The sequence below is a fragment of the Kaistella sp. CFF1-2 genome, assembly GCF_059509915.1.
Genome location: NZ_JCAKLF010000001.1, coordinates 686800 through 707942 on the forward strand (window position 1 = coordinate 686800; position 21143 = coordinate 707942).

The 21143-nt window shown below is 36.1% G+C and carries 22 protein-coding genes; 12 read left to right on the forward strand and 10 right to left on the reverse strand.

The window, feature by feature from the left end; translation table 11 throughout:
- Positions 1 to 23 precede the first annotated feature (23 nt).
- Complete coding sequence (locus AC5XHR_RS03175) at positions 24 to 566, forward strand: DUF2975 domain-containing protein (RefSeq protein ID WP_495949328.1); 543 nt, start codon at positions 24 to 26, stop codon at positions 564 to 566.
- Positions 567 to 570: 4 nt separating this feature from the next.
- Positions 571 to 798 carry a helix-turn-helix domain-containing protein gene (locus tag AC5XHR_RS03180; protein ID WP_495949329.1) on the forward strand — a complete coding sequence of 76 codons (228 nt, stop codon included), beginning with the start codon at positions 571 to 573 and terminating at the stop codon, positions 796 to 798.
- A gap of 49 nt (positions 799 to 847) precedes the next feature.
- Here AC5XHR_RS03180 and AC5XHR_RS03185 read toward each other — a convergent pair whose 3' ends face one another.
- Positions 848 to 1426 (reverse strand): YceI family protein, encoded by a 579-nt coding sequence (locus tag AC5XHR_RS03185; protein ID WP_495949330.1) that lies wholly within the window; start codon positions 1424 to 1426, stop codon positions 848 to 850.
- A gap of 361 nt (positions 1427 to 1787) precedes the next feature.
- On the opposite strand from AC5XHR_RS03185, the gene pruA reads away from it, so the two are divergent.
- The 5 genes from pruA to AC5XHR_RS03210 all read left to right on the forward strand — a co-directional run bounded on the left by pruA (position 1788) and on the right by AC5XHR_RS03210 (position 7142).
- Positions 1788 to 3413, forward strand: a complete 1626-nt coding sequence (gene pruA / locus AC5XHR_RS03190; RefSeq protein WP_495949331.1) for an L-glutamate gamma-semialdehyde dehydrogenase — start codon at positions 1788 to 1790, stop codon at positions 3411 to 3413.
- A 188-nt stretch (positions 3414 to 3601) separates the two neighbouring features.
- Positions 3602 to 4162, forward strand: coding sequence for an RNA polymerase sigma factor (locus tag AC5XHR_RS03195; RefSeq protein ID WP_495949332.1), 561 nt, complete (start codon positions 3602 to 3604; stop codon positions 4160 to 4162).
- On the forward strand, positions 4149 to 4769 hold the full coding sequence (locus AC5XHR_RS03200) for a hypothetical protein (protein ID WP_495949333.1): 621 nt from the start codon (positions 4149 to 4151) through the stop codon (positions 4767 to 4769). Before AC5XHR_RS03195 ends, AC5XHR_RS03200 begins: the two co-directional genes overlap by 14 nt.
- 31 nt (positions 4770 to 4800) lie before the next feature.
- Positions 4801 to 5847 carry a porin family protein gene (locus AC5XHR_RS03205; RefSeq protein ID WP_495949334.1) on the forward strand — a complete coding sequence of 349 codons (1047 nt, stop codon included), beginning with the start codon at positions 4801 to 4803 and terminating at the stop codon, positions 5845 to 5847.
- A 116-nt stretch (positions 5848 to 5963) separates the two neighbouring features.
- On the forward strand, positions 5964 to 7142 hold the full coding sequence (locus AC5XHR_RS03210) for a thioredoxin family protein (protein WP_495949335.1): 1179 nt from the start codon (positions 5964 to 5966) through the stop codon (positions 7140 to 7142).
- A gap of 81 nt (positions 7143 to 7223) precedes the next feature.
- Here AC5XHR_RS03210 and AC5XHR_RS03215 read toward each other — a convergent pair whose 3' ends face one another.
- Positions 7224 to 8246, reverse strand: a complete 1023-nt coding sequence (locus tag AC5XHR_RS03215; protein ID WP_495949336.1) for a 3-oxoacyl-ACP synthase III family protein — start codon at positions 8244 to 8246, stop codon at positions 7224 to 7226.
- A gap of 127 nt (positions 8247 to 8373) precedes the next feature.
- Here AC5XHR_RS03215 and AC5XHR_RS03220 point away from each other — a divergent pair, with 127 nt between their 5' ends.
- Positions 8374 to 9276 (forward strand): CorA family divalent cation transporter, encoded by a 903-nt coding sequence (locus AC5XHR_RS03220; protein ID WP_495949337.1) that lies wholly within the window; start codon positions 8374 to 8376, stop codon positions 9274 to 9276.
- Positions 9277 to 9323: 47 nt separating this feature from the next.
- Here AC5XHR_RS03220 and AC5XHR_RS03225 read toward each other — a convergent pair whose 3' ends face one another.
- From AC5XHR_RS03225 to AC5XHR_RS03245, 5 genes are all read right to left on the reverse strand, one after another.
- On the reverse strand, positions 9324 to 10904 hold the full coding sequence (locus tag AC5XHR_RS03225; RefSeq protein ID WP_495949338.1) for a DHA2 family efflux MFS transporter permease subunit: 1581 nt from the start codon (positions 10902 to 10904) through the stop codon (positions 9324 to 9326).
- A gap of 47 nt (positions 10905 to 10951) precedes the next feature.
- On the reverse strand, positions 10952 to 12052 hold the full coding sequence (locus AC5XHR_RS03230; RefSeq protein WP_495949339.1) for an HlyD family secretion protein: 1101 nt from the start codon (positions 12050 to 12052) through the stop codon (positions 10952 to 10954).
- A gap of 27 nt (positions 12053 to 12079) precedes the next feature.
- The gene (locus tag AC5XHR_RS03235) at positions 12080 to 13384 is read right to left on the reverse strand and encodes a TolC family protein (RefSeq protein WP_495949340.1); all 1305 of its coding nucleotides are present in this window, start codon (positions 13382 to 13384) and stop codon (positions 12080 to 12082) included.
- A complete protein-coding gene (locus AC5XHR_RS03240) occupies positions 13371 to 13985 on the reverse strand; it encodes a TetR/AcrR family transcriptional regulator (protein WP_495949341.1) in 615 nt (204 codons plus the stop codon). Before AC5XHR_RS03240 ends, AC5XHR_RS03235 begins: the two co-directional genes overlap by 14 nt.
- Positions 13986 to 14092: 107 nt before the next feature.
- Positions 14093 to 14899 (reverse strand): SDR family oxidoreductase, encoded by an 807-nt coding sequence (locus AC5XHR_RS03245; RefSeq protein WP_495949342.1) that lies wholly within the window; start codon positions 14897 to 14899, stop codon positions 14093 to 14095.
- 53 nt (positions 14900 to 14952) lie between these two features.
- Between AC5XHR_RS03245 and AC5XHR_RS03250 the strand changes: the two genes are divergently transcribed.
- Positions 14953 to 16314, forward strand: a complete 1362-nt coding sequence (locus tag AC5XHR_RS03250; protein ID WP_495949343.1) for an aldehyde dehydrogenase — start codon at positions 14953 to 14955, stop codon at positions 16312 to 16314.
- A 43-nt stretch (positions 16315 to 16357) separates the two neighbouring features.
- Here AC5XHR_RS03250 and AC5XHR_RS03255 read toward each other — a convergent pair whose 3' ends face one another.
- Entirely contained in the window at positions 16358 to 16894 is a 537-nt protein-coding gene (locus AC5XHR_RS03255) for a thioredoxin family protein (protein WP_495949344.1), read from the reverse strand.
- Positions 16895 to 16961: 67 nt separating this feature from the next.
- On the opposite strand from AC5XHR_RS03255, the gene AC5XHR_RS03260 reads away from it, so the two are divergent.
- From AC5XHR_RS03260 to AC5XHR_RS03270, 3 genes are read left to right on the forward strand one after another with little or no spacing between them, the layout of a single operon-like run.
- Positions 16962 to 17855 carry a lysophospholipid acyltransferase family protein gene (locus AC5XHR_RS03260; protein ID WP_495949709.1) on the forward strand — a complete coding sequence of 298 codons (894 nt, stop codon included), beginning with the start codon at positions 16962 to 16964 and terminating at the stop codon, positions 17853 to 17855.
- Positions 17855 to 18817 (forward strand): glycosyltransferase family 2 protein, encoded by a 963-nt coding sequence (locus tag AC5XHR_RS03265; RefSeq protein WP_495949345.1) that lies wholly within the window; start codon positions 17855 to 17857, stop codon positions 18815 to 18817. The genes AC5XHR_RS03260 and AC5XHR_RS03265 overlap by 1 nt, the downstream gene beginning before the upstream one ends.
- Before the next feature lie 6 nt (positions 18818 to 18823).
- On the forward strand, positions 18824 to 19381 hold the full coding sequence (locus AC5XHR_RS03270; protein ID WP_495949346.1) for a 3'-5' exonuclease: 558 nt from the start codon (positions 18824 to 18826) through the stop codon (positions 19379 to 19381).
- On the opposite strand, the gene apaG is transcribed toward AC5XHR_RS03270, so the two are convergent.
- Both apaG and odhB read right to left on the reverse strand, forming a co-directional pair.
- Positions 19378 to 19764, reverse strand: a complete 387-nt coding sequence (gene apaG / locus AC5XHR_RS03275; protein ID WP_495949347.1) for a Co2+/Mg2+ efflux facilitator ApaG/CorD — start codon at positions 19762 to 19764, stop codon at positions 19378 to 19380. The genes AC5XHR_RS03270 and apaG overlap by 4 nt on opposite strands.
- A 100-nt stretch (positions 19765 to 19864) precedes the next feature.
- Positions 19865 to 21109 (reverse strand): 2-oxoglutarate dehydrogenase complex dihydrolipoyllysine-residue succinyltransferase, encoded by a 1245-nt coding sequence (gene odhB, locus AC5XHR_RS03280; protein ID WP_495949348.1) that lies wholly within the window; start codon positions 21107 to 21109, stop codon positions 19865 to 19867.
- Positions 21110 to 21143: the final 34 nt, after the last annotated feature.

A 21143-nucleotide genomic window follows, 5' to 3' on the forward strand; every position in this document is an offset into this window, starting at 1 on the left:
TTGCTAAACAAAATACCAAAATTATGAAAACGAATACCGTATTACTTATTTTAAAATTTATTGTTCTTGCTGTATTTCTAGGACTTTTAGTGCAATTGCTAGCAATTTTAGCGATGGGTGCCTATTCTCTTTTTAGTGTAGAATGGAACAGTTTGCAAAGTTTTATTAAAGATGCAACAACAGGAATTTTTATAAATAATGATTCCAATGCTATTTCAACTTCGCTATTATTAATAGGCATTATTGGTCTATTACCTATTAAAGTTTATTTATCCTACTTACTTTGGAAGGTTCTTAACAAAATGAACCTAAATAGCCCTTTCACAAAATATCTATTAAAGTTGATTGTAAAAATCGGATATGTTTCTTTGATTACTGGAGTTCTTCTTTCCATAATATCATTTGGAATCAGTTCATTAAATACCCCTGACGCCAAAACCTTAAGTAATGCGAGACTTGAAAACTCTGGATTTCAATACTTATTTTTCGCATTAATTATTTTCGTGATCACTCAAGTTTTTAAACGTGGAGTTGAGATGCAAGAGGAACATGAATTATTAGTTTAATACTATGGGAATTGTAGTAAATTTAGATGTCATGATGGCCAAAAGGAAGATTTCACTTAACGAACTTTCAGTAAAAGTAGATCTCACGCTTTCTAATTTGTCCATTTTAAAAACAGGAAAAGCGAAAGCTATTCGTTTTAGGACATTAGAAGCAATTTGTAAAGCTTTAAACTGCCAACCAGGAGATATTTTGGAATACGTTTCTGATGATCCAGAAGATTCAAAACCATAAAAAAAAAGTCCTCAATCGAGGACTTTTACATTTTATATCGAGTTATTTTTTACTTTTCAGTAAGTTCAAAATCACCTTTGATGCGAACTAAATCACTAATAACCGCTTCTGGAAATTTCGGTCCAACGCCGTAATCCGATCTTTTTAAAGTTCCTAAAACTTGATAGGAATATGTTTTTGCTTTACTCATTGGATTCACGGTAGAACCTCTATAAACTAAAACCACAGTCGCCGGCTTTGTAACACCATGCATCGTTAGATTTCCGTTTAGTTTGTAGTAGTTTTTTTGTTTTCCTTTTTGAATAGATGTGGACACAAATACAATTTTTGGATTGTTTGCCGCATCAAAGAAATCTGCGCTTTTCAAATGTGTATCTCTTGCTTCGATATGTGTATCGATTGAATTAATATCAGCCGAAAACGTAAATGATGAGTTTAGGAAATTCTTTTCATCAGCCTTAATTTGTAAATCTGCCGTATTGAAGTTTCCCGTAATATCATTAATTCCCAAGTGCGTCACCACAAATTGGATTCTAGAATGCGCAGGGTCTGAAGCTAAATTTTTTACTTGAGCGAATGTAGAAATCGAATATAGCACTACAGCGAACAAGGAGAGTAATTTTTTCATAAGTATATAAATTTTAAATTTTCTATTGCAAAGGTAGGTCAGCAGCAAAATCTGCACATTGACCTAGGATAAGAAATGGTTTTTATACTACTTCAACTATTTCCCAAGTGCCTCTTTTTGAAACATCTCAGGGAAAATAGCTGACAATGCAAAATAGCCTATAATCATAACAATTAACAGGATTATCGCAATGAGTACACCTGTTGGAGGGGTATTTTTTTTAGATTCCATCTTTTACGTTTAGATTTATAAAGGTAGGACTATTAAAAAAAAGAATGTTATACATTCTAATTTTATCTTTTCATTTTTATACCGTAAATTTGAAACTCTAGAAATACTAACACAAAAAAAAGTAAATCATATGTCTAAAGCAATTTCTCAAGTTCCTTTCGCAGTAAATGAGCCAGTGAATTCGTACGCACCAGGAACACCAGAGGTGAAAAGTTTAATCTCAACCTACAAAACAATGTGGAAAGAGAAAATGGAAATCCCAATGGTTATTGGTGGTAAAGATGTAACAACAAAAAAGAAAACAAAACTACAATCTCCACAAGATCATAAGCATGATTTAGGTTTCTACTATGAAGGTGACATGAGCCATGTAGATCAAGCTATTGAAGCAGCTTTAGCTGCTAAAGAAAAGTGGAATGCATTAGGTTGGGAACAAAGAGCTGCTATATTTTTAAAAGCGGCAGATCTTGTTGCTGGTCCTTATAGAGATAGATTAAACGCTGCAACCATGATTGGGCAATCGAAAAACGTGCACCAAGCAGAAATTGATGCAGCTTGTGAGTTTATTGATTTCCTACGTTTCAACGTAGAATTCATGACAGAAATGTACGCTGAACAACCTGTTTCTGATGCTGGAATTTGGAATCGTGTAGAATACAGACCGCTTGAAGGTTTTTGTTTTGCCGTAACTCCATTTAACTTTACAGCAATTTCAGGAAACTTACCTTCTTGTATGGCGATGATGGGTAACGTTGTTGTTTGGAAACCTTCAGACAAGCAAGTATATTCGGCTCACGTGTTAATGGAAGTTTTCAGAGAAGCGGGGCTTCCTGATGGGGTAATCAACATGATTTTCACGGATGGTAAAGAAACGGCTGAAAAAGTATTAGCTCATAGAGATTTCGCTGGATTGCATTTTACAGGATCTACAAGAGTTTTCCAAGGAATGTGGAAAATGATTGGTGATAATATCCATAACTACAGAACGTATCCAAGAATTGTTGGTGAAACAGGAGGAAAAGACTTCGTTATGGTTCACCCAAGCGCAAATGTTGAAGCGGTTGCTACGGCTTTGGTAAGAGGTGCTTTCGAATATCAAGGTCAGAAATGTTCTGCGGCTTCTAGAGCTTACATCCCTGTTTCTCTTTGGGACGATGTGAAAGCGGTTATGGAAGCGCAAATGAAAACTATTAAAGTGGGGTCTCCAGAAGACACATCAAACTTTGTAAACGCGGTTATCGACAAAAACTCATTCGAAAAATGTAAAGGATACATTGAAAGAGCGAAAAAAGCAAAAGATGCAGAGGTTGTGCTTGGTGGAAAATGTGATGATAAAAAAGGATGGTTTGTACATCCAACAGTTATTAAAACAACAAACCCTCAATACGAAAGTATGGTAGAAGAAATCTTCGGACCTGTACTTACTCTATATGTTTACGAAGATAAAAACTGGGCAGAAACATTGAAATTGGTTGACGAAACATCTCCATATTCTTTGACAGGATCTATCTTCTCACAATGCAGATATGCAATTGATGAAGCGTACAAAGCATTAGAAAATGCATCTGGAAACTTCTACATCAATGACAAGCCAACAGGTGCTGTTGTTGGTCAACAACCTTTTGGTGGTGGTAGAGCTTCTGGAACTAATGATAAAGCAGGTTCTAAAATGAACTTACTACGTTGGGTTTCTGTACGTTCAATTAAAGAAACGTTTGTTTCTCCAAAAGACTATAAATATCCATATTTAGGATAATTCGGAATTTCAATCCAATAAAATTAACAACGGGCTTCTTTTTGGGAGCCCGTTGTTGTTTTAAATAGTAAATTTAATCACTTAATTATCAACAAATTAAATATTAATGACAACTTTTATTAAAATTTTTTAAAAAAAACTGTAACCTTTTTGGGGAAAGCGTGTCTATTAGTATAGAAAACAAAACTGTGGGAATCGTATTAGGAAATAAAAATGAAGATTTGCTCAAGCGACTGGTTCGGCAAGAATCGGCTGCTCAGAAAATATACTACGAAAAAAACGTTGGTAAATTTTTAAGCATCAGTCGTTCCTATATCAACGATATTTTTCATGCCGAAGATTGTGTTATCAAAGCATTTTGTAAGATATTCAAGAGCATTGAAACCTATCGTAGTGAGGGAAATTTTGATGGATGGGCACGACGAATCGTCGTAAATGAATGCTTAAATTTTCTAAAAACTCGTAAAAATATCTTTTACATCGACGACACCCAATATGAGTTTGTTGCTGAAGCCGAAGAATCCTATGAAGTTGAAGAAATCATTGATGTTCAAGCTTTATTAGATGAACTTCCAGAAGCGTATCGAATGGTTTTTAACCTTCATGTTTTAGAAGAATATTCGCATCAGGAAATCGCAGAAATGCTACAAATAAGTGTTAATGCAAGTAAAACGCAACTTTTTAGAGCAAAGCAAAAACTGAAAACCATCTACTACAACCAAAAAGAAAAACAAAATGAAGCCCAATAATATCGAAAACCAAATAAAAAAGCACTTGGAAAATCGCGAGATCGCCCCAAGTCGAAACCTTTGGGATGCCATTGAGCAAGGAAATCTTGCTATTGAACCTACGAAAAAGAAAAACTCGTATTGGATAGGTATTGCAGCTTCTTTTGTGCTCCTATTTTCAGCGGGTTGGTTTTTGCTAAACTCGAAGTCGGATGAACCAAAAATAGCTCAAAAAGAAACTTCGAAAGTGCGCACTGCGCCTCAAAATTCGGTTGAAAATACAACGAAAGAACCAGCAGCACCAATTGCCCTTCAAAAAATTGAACCCAAAGAAAAAGAACCAGCAAAGTCTTTAGCAACGAATAAGGAAACGCAAACTGTAGTGAAAGAAAATGCAACGACGTCACCATCGAAAATAACCATCAACGTTGATGCATTGAAAAAAGAACAGGAAACTATCTCAAAAAATGTTCTTGCAAAAACAGATTCAGCGAAAATAAAACCAGCCGTTCAAAAGAAAAAATATACCGATGCTAATGCGCTTTTATTTTCGGTAGAAAACAAAAACATAATCAAGCAAACCCGCGACGGATCCAACGTTGCGACCATTGAGCTGGAAAAAAAATAAATCCATTTTTTAGAAATTAAATTATTTAGATATGATAAAGAAAATTATTGTAGCAGGAGCATTATGCTTTGTAGCAGCACAAGTTGAGGCTCAAGTTAATTTGAAGATTAACATTCCGCAAAAGGAATCCACTTCGGTAAGTCCGATCGTTAAGGAGAAAATCGAAAACTACGCTAACGAAATCAACACCATTATTCAAGCTGAAAAAGCAAAAATGGAAGGTGAAATCACAGCAGTTAATGAAAAATTAAACGCTGGGACAATTACCCAAAGTGAAGCCAATGCTCAAAAAGCCGCTATTGCAGATCGATATTCTGCAGCTATTGATGAAAAAATCACCTCGCTTGGATTCGATTTGGATGATGTCGTTTCAAAACAAGTACGTTATTCGCTTTTGAATGAGGACGCAAATTCTGAAAAAGAACTTAAAGATAAACTCGTAAAGCGCTATAAACCCGCTCGAAGCGTAACGACTTATATTTCTTACGGTGCTATGATTTTAGACAAAAGCAACGAAGAGACCTTAGATCAGCATAAAGGTTTTGCTAATAATTTGGAGGTAGGCTTTAAACTTAATTATCAATTTTCACAAACCAGCCCTTGGGCATTAACTTCGGGACTAGCCCTTTCTTGGAGAACGCTAAGAATGCAGGACAACTATTACTTCACAAAAGTGAATACAGGAGAAACGATCCTTGCACAAGACTCGAAAAACTTAGATAAATCAAAACTAAGAACAGGATACATAATGATTCCGTTTGGGTTGCAATACAACTTTTCAAAACTAAAAACAGTTGCAGAAGACATTACGTATCGCCCGTATTATAATGGTTTAAAACTGGGTGCGAATGTTTATGGTGGCGTCCGAATGGGAACCAATAACATTGTAAAAGGAGACCAAATGAATTTCCGAAACAAAGAAGATTACAACGTAAATCCTTTTGTATATGGAGCTCAGGTTACTTTAGGTTATAATAGTTGGAGTTTATTCGTGAAACGTGATTTCAGCGATTATTTTAAAAACAACAATTTCAACAACACCAAAATGGTTCAGGTTGGTTTAACGTACGATTTCTAATTTTACATTCATATTAGCATTTTTGCAAAGAGTCGGAAGAAATTCTGACTTTTTTTGATTTTTTTAACACAATGCGTTACATATTATTATTACATTTACGCGGAAAAAAAATCAAAATGACAAAATCAATACAAATTCTATCACTTGTTACCATTAGCGCTATGGCTTTTGGACAAGGAATACAGTTCGAGAAAACCACTTTCAATGATATCTTAGCCAAAGCAAAAAAAGAAAACAAATTAATTTTTCTTGATGCTTATGCTTCTTGGTGTGGTCCATGTAAATTAATGGATAAAAATATCTTCCCTTTAAAATCAGTTGGCGATTTCTACAATGGAAATTTTGTAAATGCTAAAATCGATATGGAAAAAGGTGAAGGAGTTGCATTAGCGAAAAAATATGGAGTTTCAGCCTACCCAACCTACCTTTTCATTGATGGAGACGGTAAGGAAGTTCACAGAACTTTAGGGTATGTTGAAGAAAATGACTTCCTACAATTTGCGAAAGACGCCATGGATCCTTCAAAAAGAATTGGTGCTTTGCAAAAAGAATATGAAAATGGGAAAAAAGATTTAGTATTCTTAAAAAAACTAGCCGAAATGACCATGTTTTCTGATGCTACATTTTCAGGACGTGTACTAGACACGTATTTTACAGAAAAAAAGAAGCAGAACTTAGATTTGGAAAAAGAGGATGTGACTATTTTGATGATGGCGGCAAGATCTGCAAATCCTAAGGCTTTAGAAACTTTCGGAAAACACCAAGAAGCCCTAACAAAAGTACTTGGTGAGAAGTCTTATACAAACTTCTACAACGGACAAAAAGTTAACGCTGCTATTAACAAGGCATACAATAAAGAAACAAAAACGTTTGACGAAAATCTTTTTTATACCGAAACAGCATCAATTTTGAGTAAAGAAGAGGCGGCAAAAGCAATCACAAAAGCAAAAGCTTCTCGTGCTTTAAAAGCGAAGGACTTCGCAACGTATGAAAAGTTAATTTTAGAAAGTTACCAAGATTTTTCTAAGGCTTCTGCGAATGAATTGAATAGCGCGGCTTGGAATTTTTATGAAAATGTAACCAACAAAACTTCTTTGGAAAAAGCAGTTACTTGGGCATTACAATCGATTAAACTTTCCGAAAATTTTGCTAATACGGACACTCTTGCTCATTTGTACAGCAAATTAGGAGACAAAACCAATGCAAAACTATGGGCTGAGAAATCAATTGAACTAGGAAAAGCAGCGGGGCAAGAAACGGAAAGTTCAGCAAAATTATTAGAGTCTTTGAAATAAGATTTTTAATTTAAATAAAACGAATCGGCAACCTCTTCGAGGTTGCCGATTCGTTTATCATCTGTTTGCTTTAATCAAATTCTAGTATTCAAACAAAACACTTCCCCAAGTAAATCCGCTACCAAAAGCAGAAAGAAGCACTAAATCACCCCTCTTGATTTTCCCTTGTTCAATCGCTTCGCTTAACGCAATTGGAATAGAAGCTGCCGTTGTATTACCGTATTTCTGAATATTATTGAAAACCTTTTCATCAGGTAATCCAAACTTCTCCTGAACGAATTGCGCAATTCTCAAATTCGCTTGATGCGGAATGAACATATCCAAATCTTCAACCGTTTTCCCTGCTTTTGTTAATGCTTCAATCATGGTTTCAGGGAAACGCGTTACCGCATGTTTGAAAACGTAATTTCCATTCATTACCGGATAGATTTCTGCGTTAGTGATTTTTTCTGGATGATTTTTCAAAACATCACTCCAACCGAACTTTGTTCCTGGAAATTTCACGGCTAATTCCTCAGCATACTTCCCTTCAGAATGCATATTCGTTGACAAAATATCACCAGCATTCGCATCTTCTGAAGCCGATAAAATTACGGCACCCGCTCCATCACCAAAAATGACAGAAACCCCTCTTCCTTCATCACTAAAATCCAATCCAAAAGAATGAATTTCGGCCCCAACAACTAAGATATTTTTATAAACTCCCGCTTTAATAAAAGCATTGGCAACACCCATTGCATAGACAAAACCTGAACATTGATTGCGAACATCCAACGCTCCAATCGTATCGCAGCCCAACAAATCTTGAAGCACTACACCACTTCCAGGAAAGAAATAGTCTGGAGATAGCGTTGCAAAAACGATATAATCGATATCTTTTGCCGTTAGATTAGCCATTGCCAAAGCCTTTTGAGATGCTTTCATCCCATAAAAAGCCGTTGTTTCTTCGCTATCCAATCTATTTTTACGATGTCTTCTTTCTTTAATTCCGGTTCTTTCGGTAATCCATTCGTCGTTTGTGGTCATTAATTTTGCGAGATCATCATTGGTTACAACGTTTTCAGGAACATAATGTCCTACCCCTTTTATGATACTTTTTACCATTAAAAAAAATATTTATGCAAAGATATTTGATATTCCCTACATACTAAAATTTATTTTGCAAAAGCCACCCAAATTCCTGTAAGGAACCAAAAAGAAAATAGCTTAAATTTGCAGCCAAAAAGCAGGTATGGCGATAGAAATAGCATACAAAAATGAACATTGCGAATGGTTGGATTGTGAAAATGCATCTTTAGAAGATATCAATTTTCTAAAAGACCGCTATAACATCGATCCTCTTTTATTGGAAGATACTACGGATGCCAATCACCTTCCCAAATTCGAAGAAGATGAAGGTGTGCTTTTCTTTTTAACACGTGAAAATACTGATTTGGAACGTAAAAGTCTCAACAACATAAGTGATGTGAGCACCAAATTGGGAATATTTATCGTCGGAAATACCATTATCACTGTTCACCGACTTAAAAATCGCAGTATTTATGAATATAGAGCGGAAATAGAAGGTGAACGAACGGAAGTAACCACCAGTTCTATAGCTCTTCATTTATTTCTAAAAGTCCTTAAATCATTCGATGATGAAAGTATTCGTTTGATTGATATAATTGAAAAAATGGAGAACGATATTTTTCTGCATGACAATAACCATTCATCCCAAATCCGAAAGCTTTTTCGTGTGAAACGTAAAGCGGGTTTGAATTTTAGAATTCTAAATATTTCTGGTGATTGGGTTCGAAATGTCAACAAATTACAACTTACAGATGCTCAAATAGCCGATATCGAAGATAAACACAAGGATGTTGTTGCCGATTTTGATCATCTTATCGCTCAAGTAAGCAACTTGATTTCAATGTTTTTAGCGCTTTCCGATCAGAAAGCCAATCAAGTCATGAAACTTTTGGCTATCTATTCTGTTTATTTTTTACCCCTAACATTTATCGCAGGGGTTTATGGAATGAATTTCGACAACATGCCCGAACTTCACACTCCATTTGGTTACTTTGTTACTTTAGGTGTAATGTTTTTAATCGTCTTTTGCACATTTATCTATTTCAAAAAGAAACGATGGCATTAATAAAACAAAACCGAATCAGCTCTGATTCGGTTTTTTATTTTTCACGTTTAGTGCATTGCTTCACTTAAATCAATGGGTTCACGACCTTTTTTCTGTCTCACAAACAACACAAATGGGATACATACCAAAAAGATCAATCCTAAATACAGGAAAACATCCATATAGGAAAGCACTGCCGCTTGTTTCATCACCGAGCCTTGCATCGCTTTATATGCTGATGCTAAAGCCACGTCGGGCGTCATTCCTTTGCCCATAAAACTGGCTTTCAGAGCGCTTATTCTTTGCTGAACATTCCAATCATTCATATTGAGATGTTCGGATAAAGCTGCAGCATGTTTCGACGTTTGATTGGAAATAAATGTCGTTATCGCGGCGATCCCAAATGAACCTCCTAACTGTCGCATCATTCCCGTAAATGCAGCTCCTTGACCAATTTCTTGACCTTTTAATGTACTTAATGACAACGATGTAATTGGAATAAACAAAAGTCCTAATCCCGCACCACGAACTATCAACATCCAAAAGAAATCATCTTTTCCCGTATCTGGAGTTAAAATTTTATAACCCCAAAAACTATACACGAAGAAAATAAACAAACCGATGGAAACTAAAATTTGTTGTTTTGCTCCGCGAGTTAATAATCGACCAATAATAGGCATCATAAACGCCGTTGTTAATGCGGCTGGAATCATCAATGCTCCCGATTGCAAAGCCGTCCAACCCAAAATACTTTGCGTATATAATGGAACGATAAATGTGGATCCGTACAAACCAAAACCTAAAATAAACGACATGATTGTTCCGATTCGTAGATTTCCATTTTTCAAAACACGCAATTCAACAATTGGATATTTGAAGGTTAATTCTCGCCAAAGGAATAAGATAAAACCTAAAACAGCGACAACGGTTAAGAATACAATCGTTCGGCTTTCAAACCAATCATCTTCATGGCCTCTCTCTAAAATATATTGTAGCGAACCAACAAACGCACTTAACAAGAAAATCCCGATCCAATCGACATCGCGAATGGCACGCTTGGCTGCAAATTTCGGACTTCGAACAAACTGTAACGTAAGCATTGTTGCCGCAATCCCAATAGGAATGTTAATGTAAAAAATGTACGGCCAACTGTAATTATCAACGATATATCCTCCTAAAGGCGGACCTAAAGTAGGTCCAATAATAACTCCTAAACCATAAATCGCTTGCGCCATACTTCGTTTTTCAATGGGATAGGATTCGGTAATAATCGTTTGAGAAGTCACTAATAATGCACCACCACCAATACCTTGCATCAATCTAAAAAAGACCAATTCCCAGATATTAGTTGCATTTCCGCAAAGAAATGAACAGATGGTAAATATAACAATGGATGCTGCAAAATAATTTCGGCGCCCAAATTGTTGCGAAAGCCAACTTGTCATTGGTACAACAATCACGTTACCAATAGCATAGGCTGTAATTACCCAACCAACTTCGGATAACGTTGCCCCAAGGTTTCCTTTCATTTCGTTGAGCGCTACATTCACAATTGTAGAATCTACAATCTCAAGCAATGCGCAAAGAATGGCTGTAACGGTGATTATGACACGCCGCGAACCGTATTCTACTAATGAATCTTGTTCCATAATTGTGGTATCAAAAGTTCACCTAATAATAAACTTTCAAAAAAGTATTAATTTAAAGTAACTTCGGCTTTAACATTCATTCCCGCACGTAATTTCTTGGCAATCGTTGGATCAAGATGAACAAAATCCAAGCGAACAGGAACACGTTGAACAACTTTCACAAAGTTTCCACTCGCATTATCTGGAGGCAAAATAGAGAATGACGATCCTGTTGCTGGTGAAAATGAACTCACTTTAGCTTCAAAATCGGTATCTGGAAAAGCATCAATTTCAACTTTCACTTTCTGACCTTCCACCATTTTTGATAACTGCGTTTCTTTAAAATTCGCTACAATCCATTTATCATTATCACGAACCAAGCTAAATAACTGCGATCCTGCCTGAATAAATTGACCTGCCTGAACTGGAATTTTAGATACGAATCCGTCCTCAGGAGCAACAATAACGGTATAGGAAAGGCTTAATCTTGCATTTTCAACATCCGCTTCTCGTTGCTTCACAACCGAATTTGCAACGTTAATTTGTTGCGAACTCGCAGCAGTTTGAGATTGTACCACTCCCGTTTGCTGAGCCACTTGATTTCTTTGATCAACCAAAACTTGCAATTGCTTATCCGCAGCTTGTTTGGCTGCATACGCTTGTTCGTATTGCTGTTGTGTTATGGAATGATCTTTAATTAAATTCTGATATCTTTTTAAATCTTCACCTGTTTTCCAAACATTAACTTTTGCGGCTTCAATTTGCGCATTTGCCGTCGCGATCGCCGCTTGAGTCGTGTTAATGTTTTGAGATGTTGCTTGTGTACTTGCTTGCGCTGATGAAACGCTTGAATGCGCCGTTCCTAAAGCTGCTTCGGCTTGGTGAAGAACGACCTGCTGATCGCGAGAATCCAAAACAACCAACGTATCACCTTTGTGCACAAATTGATTGTCTTTTACTTTAACCTCTTTTATGTATCCCGAAATTTTAGAAACAACGGGTGACATATTAGACGCAATCTGCGCGTCATCCGTTTCTTCATGCGTTTTCCCGTACGAATAGGCATGATATCCATACGCGCCACCACCAATAACAACAGCGGCTAAAATGATGGGAAACAAAAGTGATTTTTTCTTTTTACTCGGTTGTATTTCTGTAGTATCTGACATTTTTTTATTGTGTTTTAGTCTAAATTTTTAAAGGAGAATTCCTGCAGTTTGTTGCAATTTTTTCTGAGCTAATGCTGCATCAGCTTTGGCATTAGTCACTTCAATATGAGCCGAAATTTGAGCCGTATTTGCATCTAAAAGTTCCGTCATTGTTGCTAAACCGTTGTCGTATTTATTTTTTGTAATTCGATAGTTTTCGTCGGCTTGAGTTTGGGCATTTTCCAAAACATCAATTTTCCTCTGAGCCAATTCGAATGAATTGAAATCACGAAAAACTTCTAATTTAATCTGATCTCTAAGTAAATCTGAAGTTGCTGCCAATTCTCTCTCCTTAGCTTCGGCATTGAGTAAACTTGAATTTTTCTTCCACAAATGCGACAATTCATATTGTACGCCCAAACCAACATTAGCAGCGTTCGTTACGGTAAGAATTTTCGGAACGTGAGCTGCAACATATCCTGCGGTTACCGCAATACTTGGCAACTCTTCTGCTTTTGCCGCCTTGCTTCCTAAATTCGCAGCCGATTGTTGTTTTCCAACCGCTTGTAAATCATTTCTATTTTGATAGGCTTCGGAATAATAATACTTCAAATCATGTAAAGAATTGGAATTTTCCCAAAATCCACGATCGACTTCGATTTGAGTTTCATCTGGTAAACCCAAAAGCAAATCCATATTAAGATTGGCTACCAAAAAATTGTTTTGGGCGTCCAATAATTGCAATTCCAAATTCGACGTTTGTAGATTGGCTTTCAAACGATCATTTCTTGCAATAACGCCGTTATTTTCAAGTTTTAAAAATTGAGAATCACGTTGTCTTGATGCTTTCAAATTTTCTTCTAAAACCTCAATCATTTGTTCAGCTTTAAACAAATTCGTGTACGCCTTTGCAATGGTGAAAGCGACTGCTTCCTTATCATTTTCTGCATTCAAACGCACGGCATCCAAAACGTATTCGGCAGATTGAATTCCATACTTAATACGTCCACCTGCAAAAAGAGGCAAAGAAAGATTTGCACTTCCGAAAAATGCAGAATTCGCTTTTGGCGTCGCTCCCCCGCCACCTTGAGCGATTTTAAGATCAACATTCGCATTGGCTAATGCAAGTGCGCTTCCGGAAATACTCAAATCGGGAAGTTTTTTATTTTTGGCTTCAATGATATGGGCTTCGGCTTGCTCAATTTTTGTTTGATCTATTTTTAGATTTTTAGAATTTCCCAATCCTAAAGCGACCGCTTGATCTAATGTTATATGCTTCTTTTCTTGAGCAAAACTGGACAAACTTAAGCTTACAAAAAATGCAATGAGTAATCCGTTTTTATTTTTCTTCATAACCTACGACGAGTTTTATGGTGTCTTTGAGTTGTTGAGTTAATTGTTGATAATATGTTTCTTCGTCACGAGGAACTTCCTGAGAAAATTCTTGATAGACTTCGTACATATTCATCGCTGTGTATAAACTTCCAGAAATAATTGCATGGACTAAAGACACATCTGGTCTTTTAGTGAATATTCCTTCGTTGAAGCCCATTTCTACAATATTTTGATAGAATTGTAGAAATTTCAACTTGGATTCTTTTAAAATTTGAATAGTTGATGTTCGTTTAAAATTTAATTGCTCTCTTTGTAGAATGAGATAGAAGTTTTTCAATGTTCGAACTCGTTGAACGTAACGATCAATGATTACAGAAAGTTTCTCAATTGCTGACATTTCATGATTCTCCATTGTTTGGTGGATGAAATCGTAGCCTTGTTTCATGCGATAAACAAAAATTTGCTCAAACAATTTTTCTTTAGACCCAAAGTAGTACGAAATCATCGAAACATTTACATTAGCAGCTTTTGCAATCTCACGCGTAGATGTAGCGCTAAAACCTTTCTCTGCAAAAAGCACTTCCGAATGTAAAAGAATATGTTCTTCTTTGCTAACCATTATTTTTTAATTTTTGCGGGGACAAATTTAAATCACAGCGTAAAATTAATCAAACGATTGATTGATTTTAACAAATTTTAACACAATTGGAGCTAAAAAAAGGAAGCTTATTTTCTTCCTTTAAAATCTGTCATTGTTTCGTAAATACCGAAAATATGTTCCATAACCCAGTCGTAAAGGCCTAACGGGAGAATCCCTTGCGACAGTCGAATAAACCAAAACGGAAGTGGTAAAGCCAACATTTTGCGTTCCTTTTCAATTGCTCGAATAATTTTTTCTGAAGTTTTTTCCGGATCTAAAATGGGAATTAACTTTGATTTTACTCCATCAAACATCCCTGTATTGATGTAATACGGCATAATCGTGGTAAAGTGAATATTCTTTTTCAGTTTTTCCATTTCCAATCGAACGCTGTCGCTCCACCCCACTGCTGCCCATTTTGAAGCTGCATAAACTGACATTTTAGGATTAGAAACCAAAGCTGCAGACGATGCTACGGTACAAACCGAACCTCGATTTTGAGAAATCATTCCAGGAAGAATGGCACGAGTTAAATGCATTGGAGCCAAAGAATTGATTTTCATATTAAATTCAATTTGTTCGTGCGAATGTTCATGAAAATAGGTTCCAGTAACTACTCCTGCGTTATTTATGAGAATATCCACGCTTCCAATATCAGTTTTTATTTGAGCACCAACGGAAATTATCGCGGCCAAATTCCCCAAATCAATAGGATACGTAGAAATTGTTTTTCCAAAATGGCTGAATTCTTGTTTCACATTCTGCAAACCTTGTTCATTAATATCCAAAAGAATCAGATGTTTACAGCTTCGCTCAAGTGATTTGCGAGCCATAATTTTACCAATTCCGGAACAACCACCGGTGATTAAAACGACTTTATCTTTAAATTCCATGGATATTTTTTAACTTAGAAATCCTAAAATTACAATTTTAAGCGCACGGAAAAATGAATTATCAACATATTTTAACGCAACAACGCGAATTTTTTAGCACCCAAGCCACGAAAGATATTTCCTTCCGAAAACGACAATTGGAAAAGCTAAAAAAAGCAATTCAAAATAACGAAAATTTACTGTATAAGGCGATAGAAAAGGATTTTGGAAAATCAGCTATTGAAACGTATCTCACGGAAATTTCATTTATATACAATGAAATTAACTATTTTCTAAAAAATCTTAATCGACTTTCGAAGCCAAAATCGGTGCGAACCAACTTGGTGAATCTTCCTGGAAGTAGCCAAATTATCCCCGAACCTCTTGGTTGCACGCTTATTATTGGAGCGTGGAATTACCCGTATCAATTAACCATTTGTCCAATGATTGCGGCTATGGCAGCTGGAAATTGCTGTATTGTAAAGCCAAGTGAAATTGCAAATCACACGATGCAAGCCATGGAAACGTTGATTAATACGAATTTTGAAGAGAATTATGTTCATGTAATTCCTGGTGGAATTCCAGAAACAACGGAGATTCTGAAATTACGATTTGATAAGATTTTCTTCACAGGAAGTACAAAAGTTGGTCAGATTGTTTACGAAGCGGCTGCAAAACATTTAACGCCTGTCACTTTAGAATTGGGAGGAAAGTCGCCAGCTATTATTTCGGATGATTCCAATTTTGAATTGGCTGCAAAGCGCATCGTTTGGGGAAAATTTTTAAATGCAGGTCAAACGTGCATCGCTCCAGATTACATTTTAGTTTCTAAAAAGTCGGAACAAAAATTTCTTGAATACTTAAAACAGTATATCGAAAAATTCAACTATTCTGAAGGTTCAGAAAACTATACAAACATCATCAACACAAGAAATTTTGAACGTTTGCAGAGTTTTATTTCTCCGGAGAAAATCTATTATGGTGGAAAATCAAATGCAGAAACACGTTATCTAGAACCAACAATTCTTAAAAATGTTACTTGGAATGACGCCGTCATGCAAGAAGAAATTTTCGGTCCTATTCTTCCCGTTCTTACGTACGAATTTTTCCACGAAGCCATCAACATGATTTTATCTAAGGAAAAGCCACTTTCAGCGTATTTGTTTTCTAACAGTTCAAGCGAACAACGTCTTTTTATGGATAAATTATCTTTTGGTGGTGGTTGTATTAACGATGTTCTCATGCACATCAGCAACGAAAATTTGCCTTTTGGAGGCGTAGGAAATTCGGGAATGGGAAGTTATCATGGAAAGTTTGGATTTGACACGTTTAGTCATCACAAAGCCATTCTACATAAGGCAACTTGGGGCGAACCTGATTTGAAATATCCGCCATATACAGAGAAAAAGAAGAATTGGCTGAAAAAAATAATGTAAAAAAAAATCCAGAATTGCTTCCGGATTTTTTATATCGATTTGATTAGCCTTTGGGAACCCATTTTGAGAAAAATTCTTTTACTTTTTCCAGTCCATATCCTTTACCATCTTCTAAAACAGCAGAATCTTGAACGTGAATCATTTTCCCATCTTTATCTAAAACAATAAAAACGGGGTATCCGAATTTGTCTCCAGGATTACCATATTTTGCAAAAACTTTTTCGTTTTTGTTTTCTTTCGAATAATTAAGGTGGTAGTACAAATAATTGTCATCCACAATTTTCTTTAGTTCTGGCGTATCTTGAACGTATTGATTGAATCTCAGGCACCAAATACACCAATTTCCACCCGCTTGAAGGATAATATTTTTATTCTCTGCTTGGGCTTTCTTCACTAATTCAGTGATTTTTTCCTCCGCATTTTCTTTGTCGTTATACGGTTTTCCAAGTTTGGCTTTTTCATCTGCTGCCTTTTGTTTGGCTTCAGCTTGAGCATCTGCAGTCGTCGTGGTTTGGGCAAAACTTAGTGTTGAAAGTCCCAAAACACCTAAAAACAAAGCTTTGTTGAATGTATTTTTCATTTATTTTTTATGCATTAAATTAAACTTCAGCCTTTGCTATTACAAAAACGAATCCAAAATACGAATTATTCGTAAATTTGCACACTTCATGAAGATTTTAGTTTACATAGTCAAATTATTTTCTCAACTTCCGCTGGGAATTCTGTATGTATTTTCGGATCTATTTTTTGTTCTAAACTATTATATAATAGGCTATAGAAGAAAAGTAGTCTATGAAAATATACGCAATTCGTTTCCTGAAAAATCGAAAGAAGAAATTAAAAAAATTGAAAAGCAATTTTTCAAAAACTTCGCCGATTATATTGTTGAAACTCTAAAAGCGCTTACAATTTCTGAAAATGAATTGAAAGTTCGTGTTCAGCATATCAATCAAAATATTTTTAAGGAAGCCAAAGCCGAAGGGAAAAACATCGTCTTGCTTACGGGGCATGTCTTTAATTGGGAGTGGTTTACGGGATTAGCAAATATGGTTCCTCAAGAAAATTCGCATCCGGTTTACAAGAAGGTGAAAAATGAATTTTGGGGTAAGGAAATTGTTGCCATTCGAAATCGTTTTGGGAACGAATCTGTAGAATCGCGTGAAGTGATGCGCCATATGTTGAAAACACCTAACAACGGGAATTCTATTTATATGTTTGTTGCGGATCAGTCTCCAAAAGCCGATGCCGTGAATATCGGAACCGAATTCTTGAATCAGAAAACACCCGTTTTTATTGGCTATGATAAGATTTCAACCAAAATGAATCTCGCATTTGTGTATTGCGAAATGAAAAAAGTAAAACGCGGATTCTATCAAGTTAATTATTACAGAATATATCCTGATGGTGAGCGTTTCCAAGAATTGGAAGTGGTAAAAAAATTCCATATCTTGTTGGAAAACACCATTAACAAGCATCCCGACAATTATCTTTGGTCGCATAAACGTTGGAAATATACCGACCTAATTAAACGAATGATTTAGTGAAAACAGCCATAGCCATCCTCAATTTCAACGGAAAACATTGGTTAGAAAAATTTCTACCTTCTGTCGTTGAACATTCTCAAAATGAAGAAATTTATGTCATCGACAATCAAAGTTCAGATGACAGTTTGGCGTTTGTAGGAAGCAATTATCCAGCAATAAAAATTGTTCAGAATTCAGGTAATTTTGGCTTTGCAAAAGGCTACAACAAAGGTTTAAAATCCATTAAAGCAGATGTTTATTGTCTGTTGAATTCGGATGTTGAAGTCACCGAAAATTGGGTCGAAAAAGCAGTTAAAATTTTTGAAAAAGATCCGTTAATAGCTGCTGTTCAACCAAAAATAAAATCCTATCATCAAAAAAATTATTTCGAATTTGCGGGTGCAGCAGGCGGAATGATGGACAATTTGGGATATCCTTATTGTCGAGGTCGCGTTTTTGATACGATAGAAAAAGATGAAGGTCAATACGATGATATTAGTGAAATTTTTTGGGCTTCGGGAGCTGCTTTGTTCATTAAATCGGATGTTTTTTGGGAGCAAAATGGTTTCGATGAGCGCTACTTTGCGCATCAGGAAGAAATCGATTTGTGTTGGCGAATAATTAATTCTGGGAAGAAAGTATTTTACACTTACGAATCGGTTGTTTTCCACGTTGGTGGTGGAACTTTGAATAAAAATTCAGCTCAAAAAACCTATTTAAATATTCGAAATAATCTTTCCACACTTTTAAAAAACCTGCCTTTTCCCAAATTAATTTGGTTGATTTTCTTCCGATTATGTTTGGATGGCGTTGCGGGAATTTATTTTGGAATCAAAATGGGATTTCCGCATTTATGGGCGGTTGTACGTGCGCACTTTGGATTTTACAGCCAAGCAATTGGAACCTTACAACGACGAGGAAAGCATCAAATATCCAAATATTATCAAGCCAAATGGCTTATATTTAAACACTTTATTTAAACACGAATGATAGATTTTTGTGCCATCGATTTTGAAACAGCAACTCATGAGCGGCATTCCGCTTGTGAATTGGGAATCTCTGTGGTTGAAAATGGAACGATCGTTCAAACCAAAACTTGGTTGATTAAGCCACCTTCTTTTCCGTATTTTCATCCAAGAAACATCGATGTTCACGGCATTACGCCTTCAGAAGTCGCAGATGCTCCTACATTTGATGAAATTTGGTACGAAGCGGAAGAATTGCTTTACGGAAATTTCTTTGTCGCTCATAATGCTTCTTTTGATGCTTCTGTATTACGTGGCTGTTTGGATTATTATGGTCTTTTCAAACCAAAAATGGACTATTTATGCAGCATTCAAGTTGCTAAAAAGTCTTGGAAGAACATCCCGAAATATGGTTTGAAATCTCTTGCAGAAGCTCATCAAATCAAATTTAATCACCACAGAGCAGGTGATGATGCCGAAGTTTGCGCAAAAATAGCTTTATTGGGCTTCGAGCGCCTGATGTTGACTTCCAATGATGAAATTAAAAGTTTGCTAAAGACGAATTTTAAACCGCTTTAGTTACTCAACATCGTCGCCATTAAATGAAACTTGGGAATTTCGATGCTTTTTGTTTCTCCGTTTTCCAAATTCTCAATCAAATAACTTCCTTCCATGTGTCCGATTCCTGATCGTAAAAAAACGTTTGAAAAATAGGTGAAATCATCTTGAGACTTGATTTCAGGAGTTAAGCCAATAACGCCTTCCCCCGAAACTTCAGTGAAGCCAAATCCAACATCGTAAATAATCCAATGTCTTCTCAATACTTTTATTGGAACTGCGGAAAAGTTTTCAATATTGATAAAGTATTTGAAAAGAAAACGGTTCTCGGATGGATTGCTGTTTTTCTCATCATAGTCGGGCATTACGCTTACCCTAATATTATCTGTGGTTTTTGAAAACATAGCCTTTGATTTATCAATACTCGATCATACAAAGTAAAACAACTCAGCTCATAAATTTATTACAAAAAAATCCTGCATTTGATGCAGGATTTTAAGTATTTTAAAGTTCTAAACCTTTCTTTTCGTCACCTCCAAGAAGGAATTCAACCGGATTGTCTAGCGCTTCTTTCACCGCAACTAGGAATCCTACAGACTCCCTACCGTCGATAATTCGGTGGTCATAAGAAACTGCAAGGTACATCATTGGTCTAATTTCAACCTGACCGTTCACTGCAACTGGTCTTTGAATAATGTTGTGCATTCCTAAAATAGCCGATTGTGGCGGGTTGATGATTGGCGTAGATAACATCGATCCAAATACACCACCATTGGTAATTGTAAATGTACCTCCCGTCATTTCGTCAACTGTAATTTTTCCGTCACGTACTTTTTCCGCTAATGCTTTAATGTTGGCTTCAACACCTGCAAGGCTCATGTTTTCTGCATTTCTCAATACAGGAACCATTAATCCTTTTGGACCTGAAACTGCAATTGAAATATCGCAGAAATCGTAGTTTGTTTTGAAATCACCATCCAAAGATGCATTCACATCTGGGAATAATTGTAAAGCTCTAGTAACCGCTTTCGTGAAGAAAGACATGAAACCAAGACCTACACCATGTTTCTGAGCGAATTCTTCTTTGTATTGTTTTCTGATTCTGAAAATTTCAGACATGTCCACTTCGTTAAACGTCGTTAACATTGCTGTTTCATTTTTCACAGAAACCAATCTCGAAGCTAATTTTCTTCTTAATACAGAAAGTTTAGTTGTCGTTGTTCCTCTAGAACCACCAGCTGGAGCTGATCCCATTGCTGGAACGGAAGCTAATTCTGCATCATATTTTGTAACTCTACCGTCTTTTCCTGTTCCTTGAACTGCACCAGCATCTAGACCTTTTTCGTCTAAGATTTTCTTAGCTGCTGGTGAAGGAGTTCCTGTTGCATAAGAAGCTGGAGCTGCTTTTTCAGCTGGCTTAGGAGCTTCCGCTTTTGGAGCCTCTGCTTTTACTTCCGCAGGTTTTTCTTCTGATTTTGGAGCTTCTGCAGCACCACCTTCAGGTTTAGCAGCAGCCATATCGATAAGGCAAACCACTTGTCCTACTTGTACAACGTCACCTTCTTCTGCTTTCAAAGTGATCACACCACTTTCTTCCGCAGGAAGTTCTAAAGTTGCTTTGTCTGAATCTACTTCAGCAATGGGTTGATCTTTTTCAACATAGTCGCCATCTTTTACCAACCAAGTAGCGATTTCTACTTCTGTGATTGATTCTCCCGGCGAAGGAACTTTCATTTCTAATACTGACATCGGTATATTATTTTATTTTTTACGATTATATTTT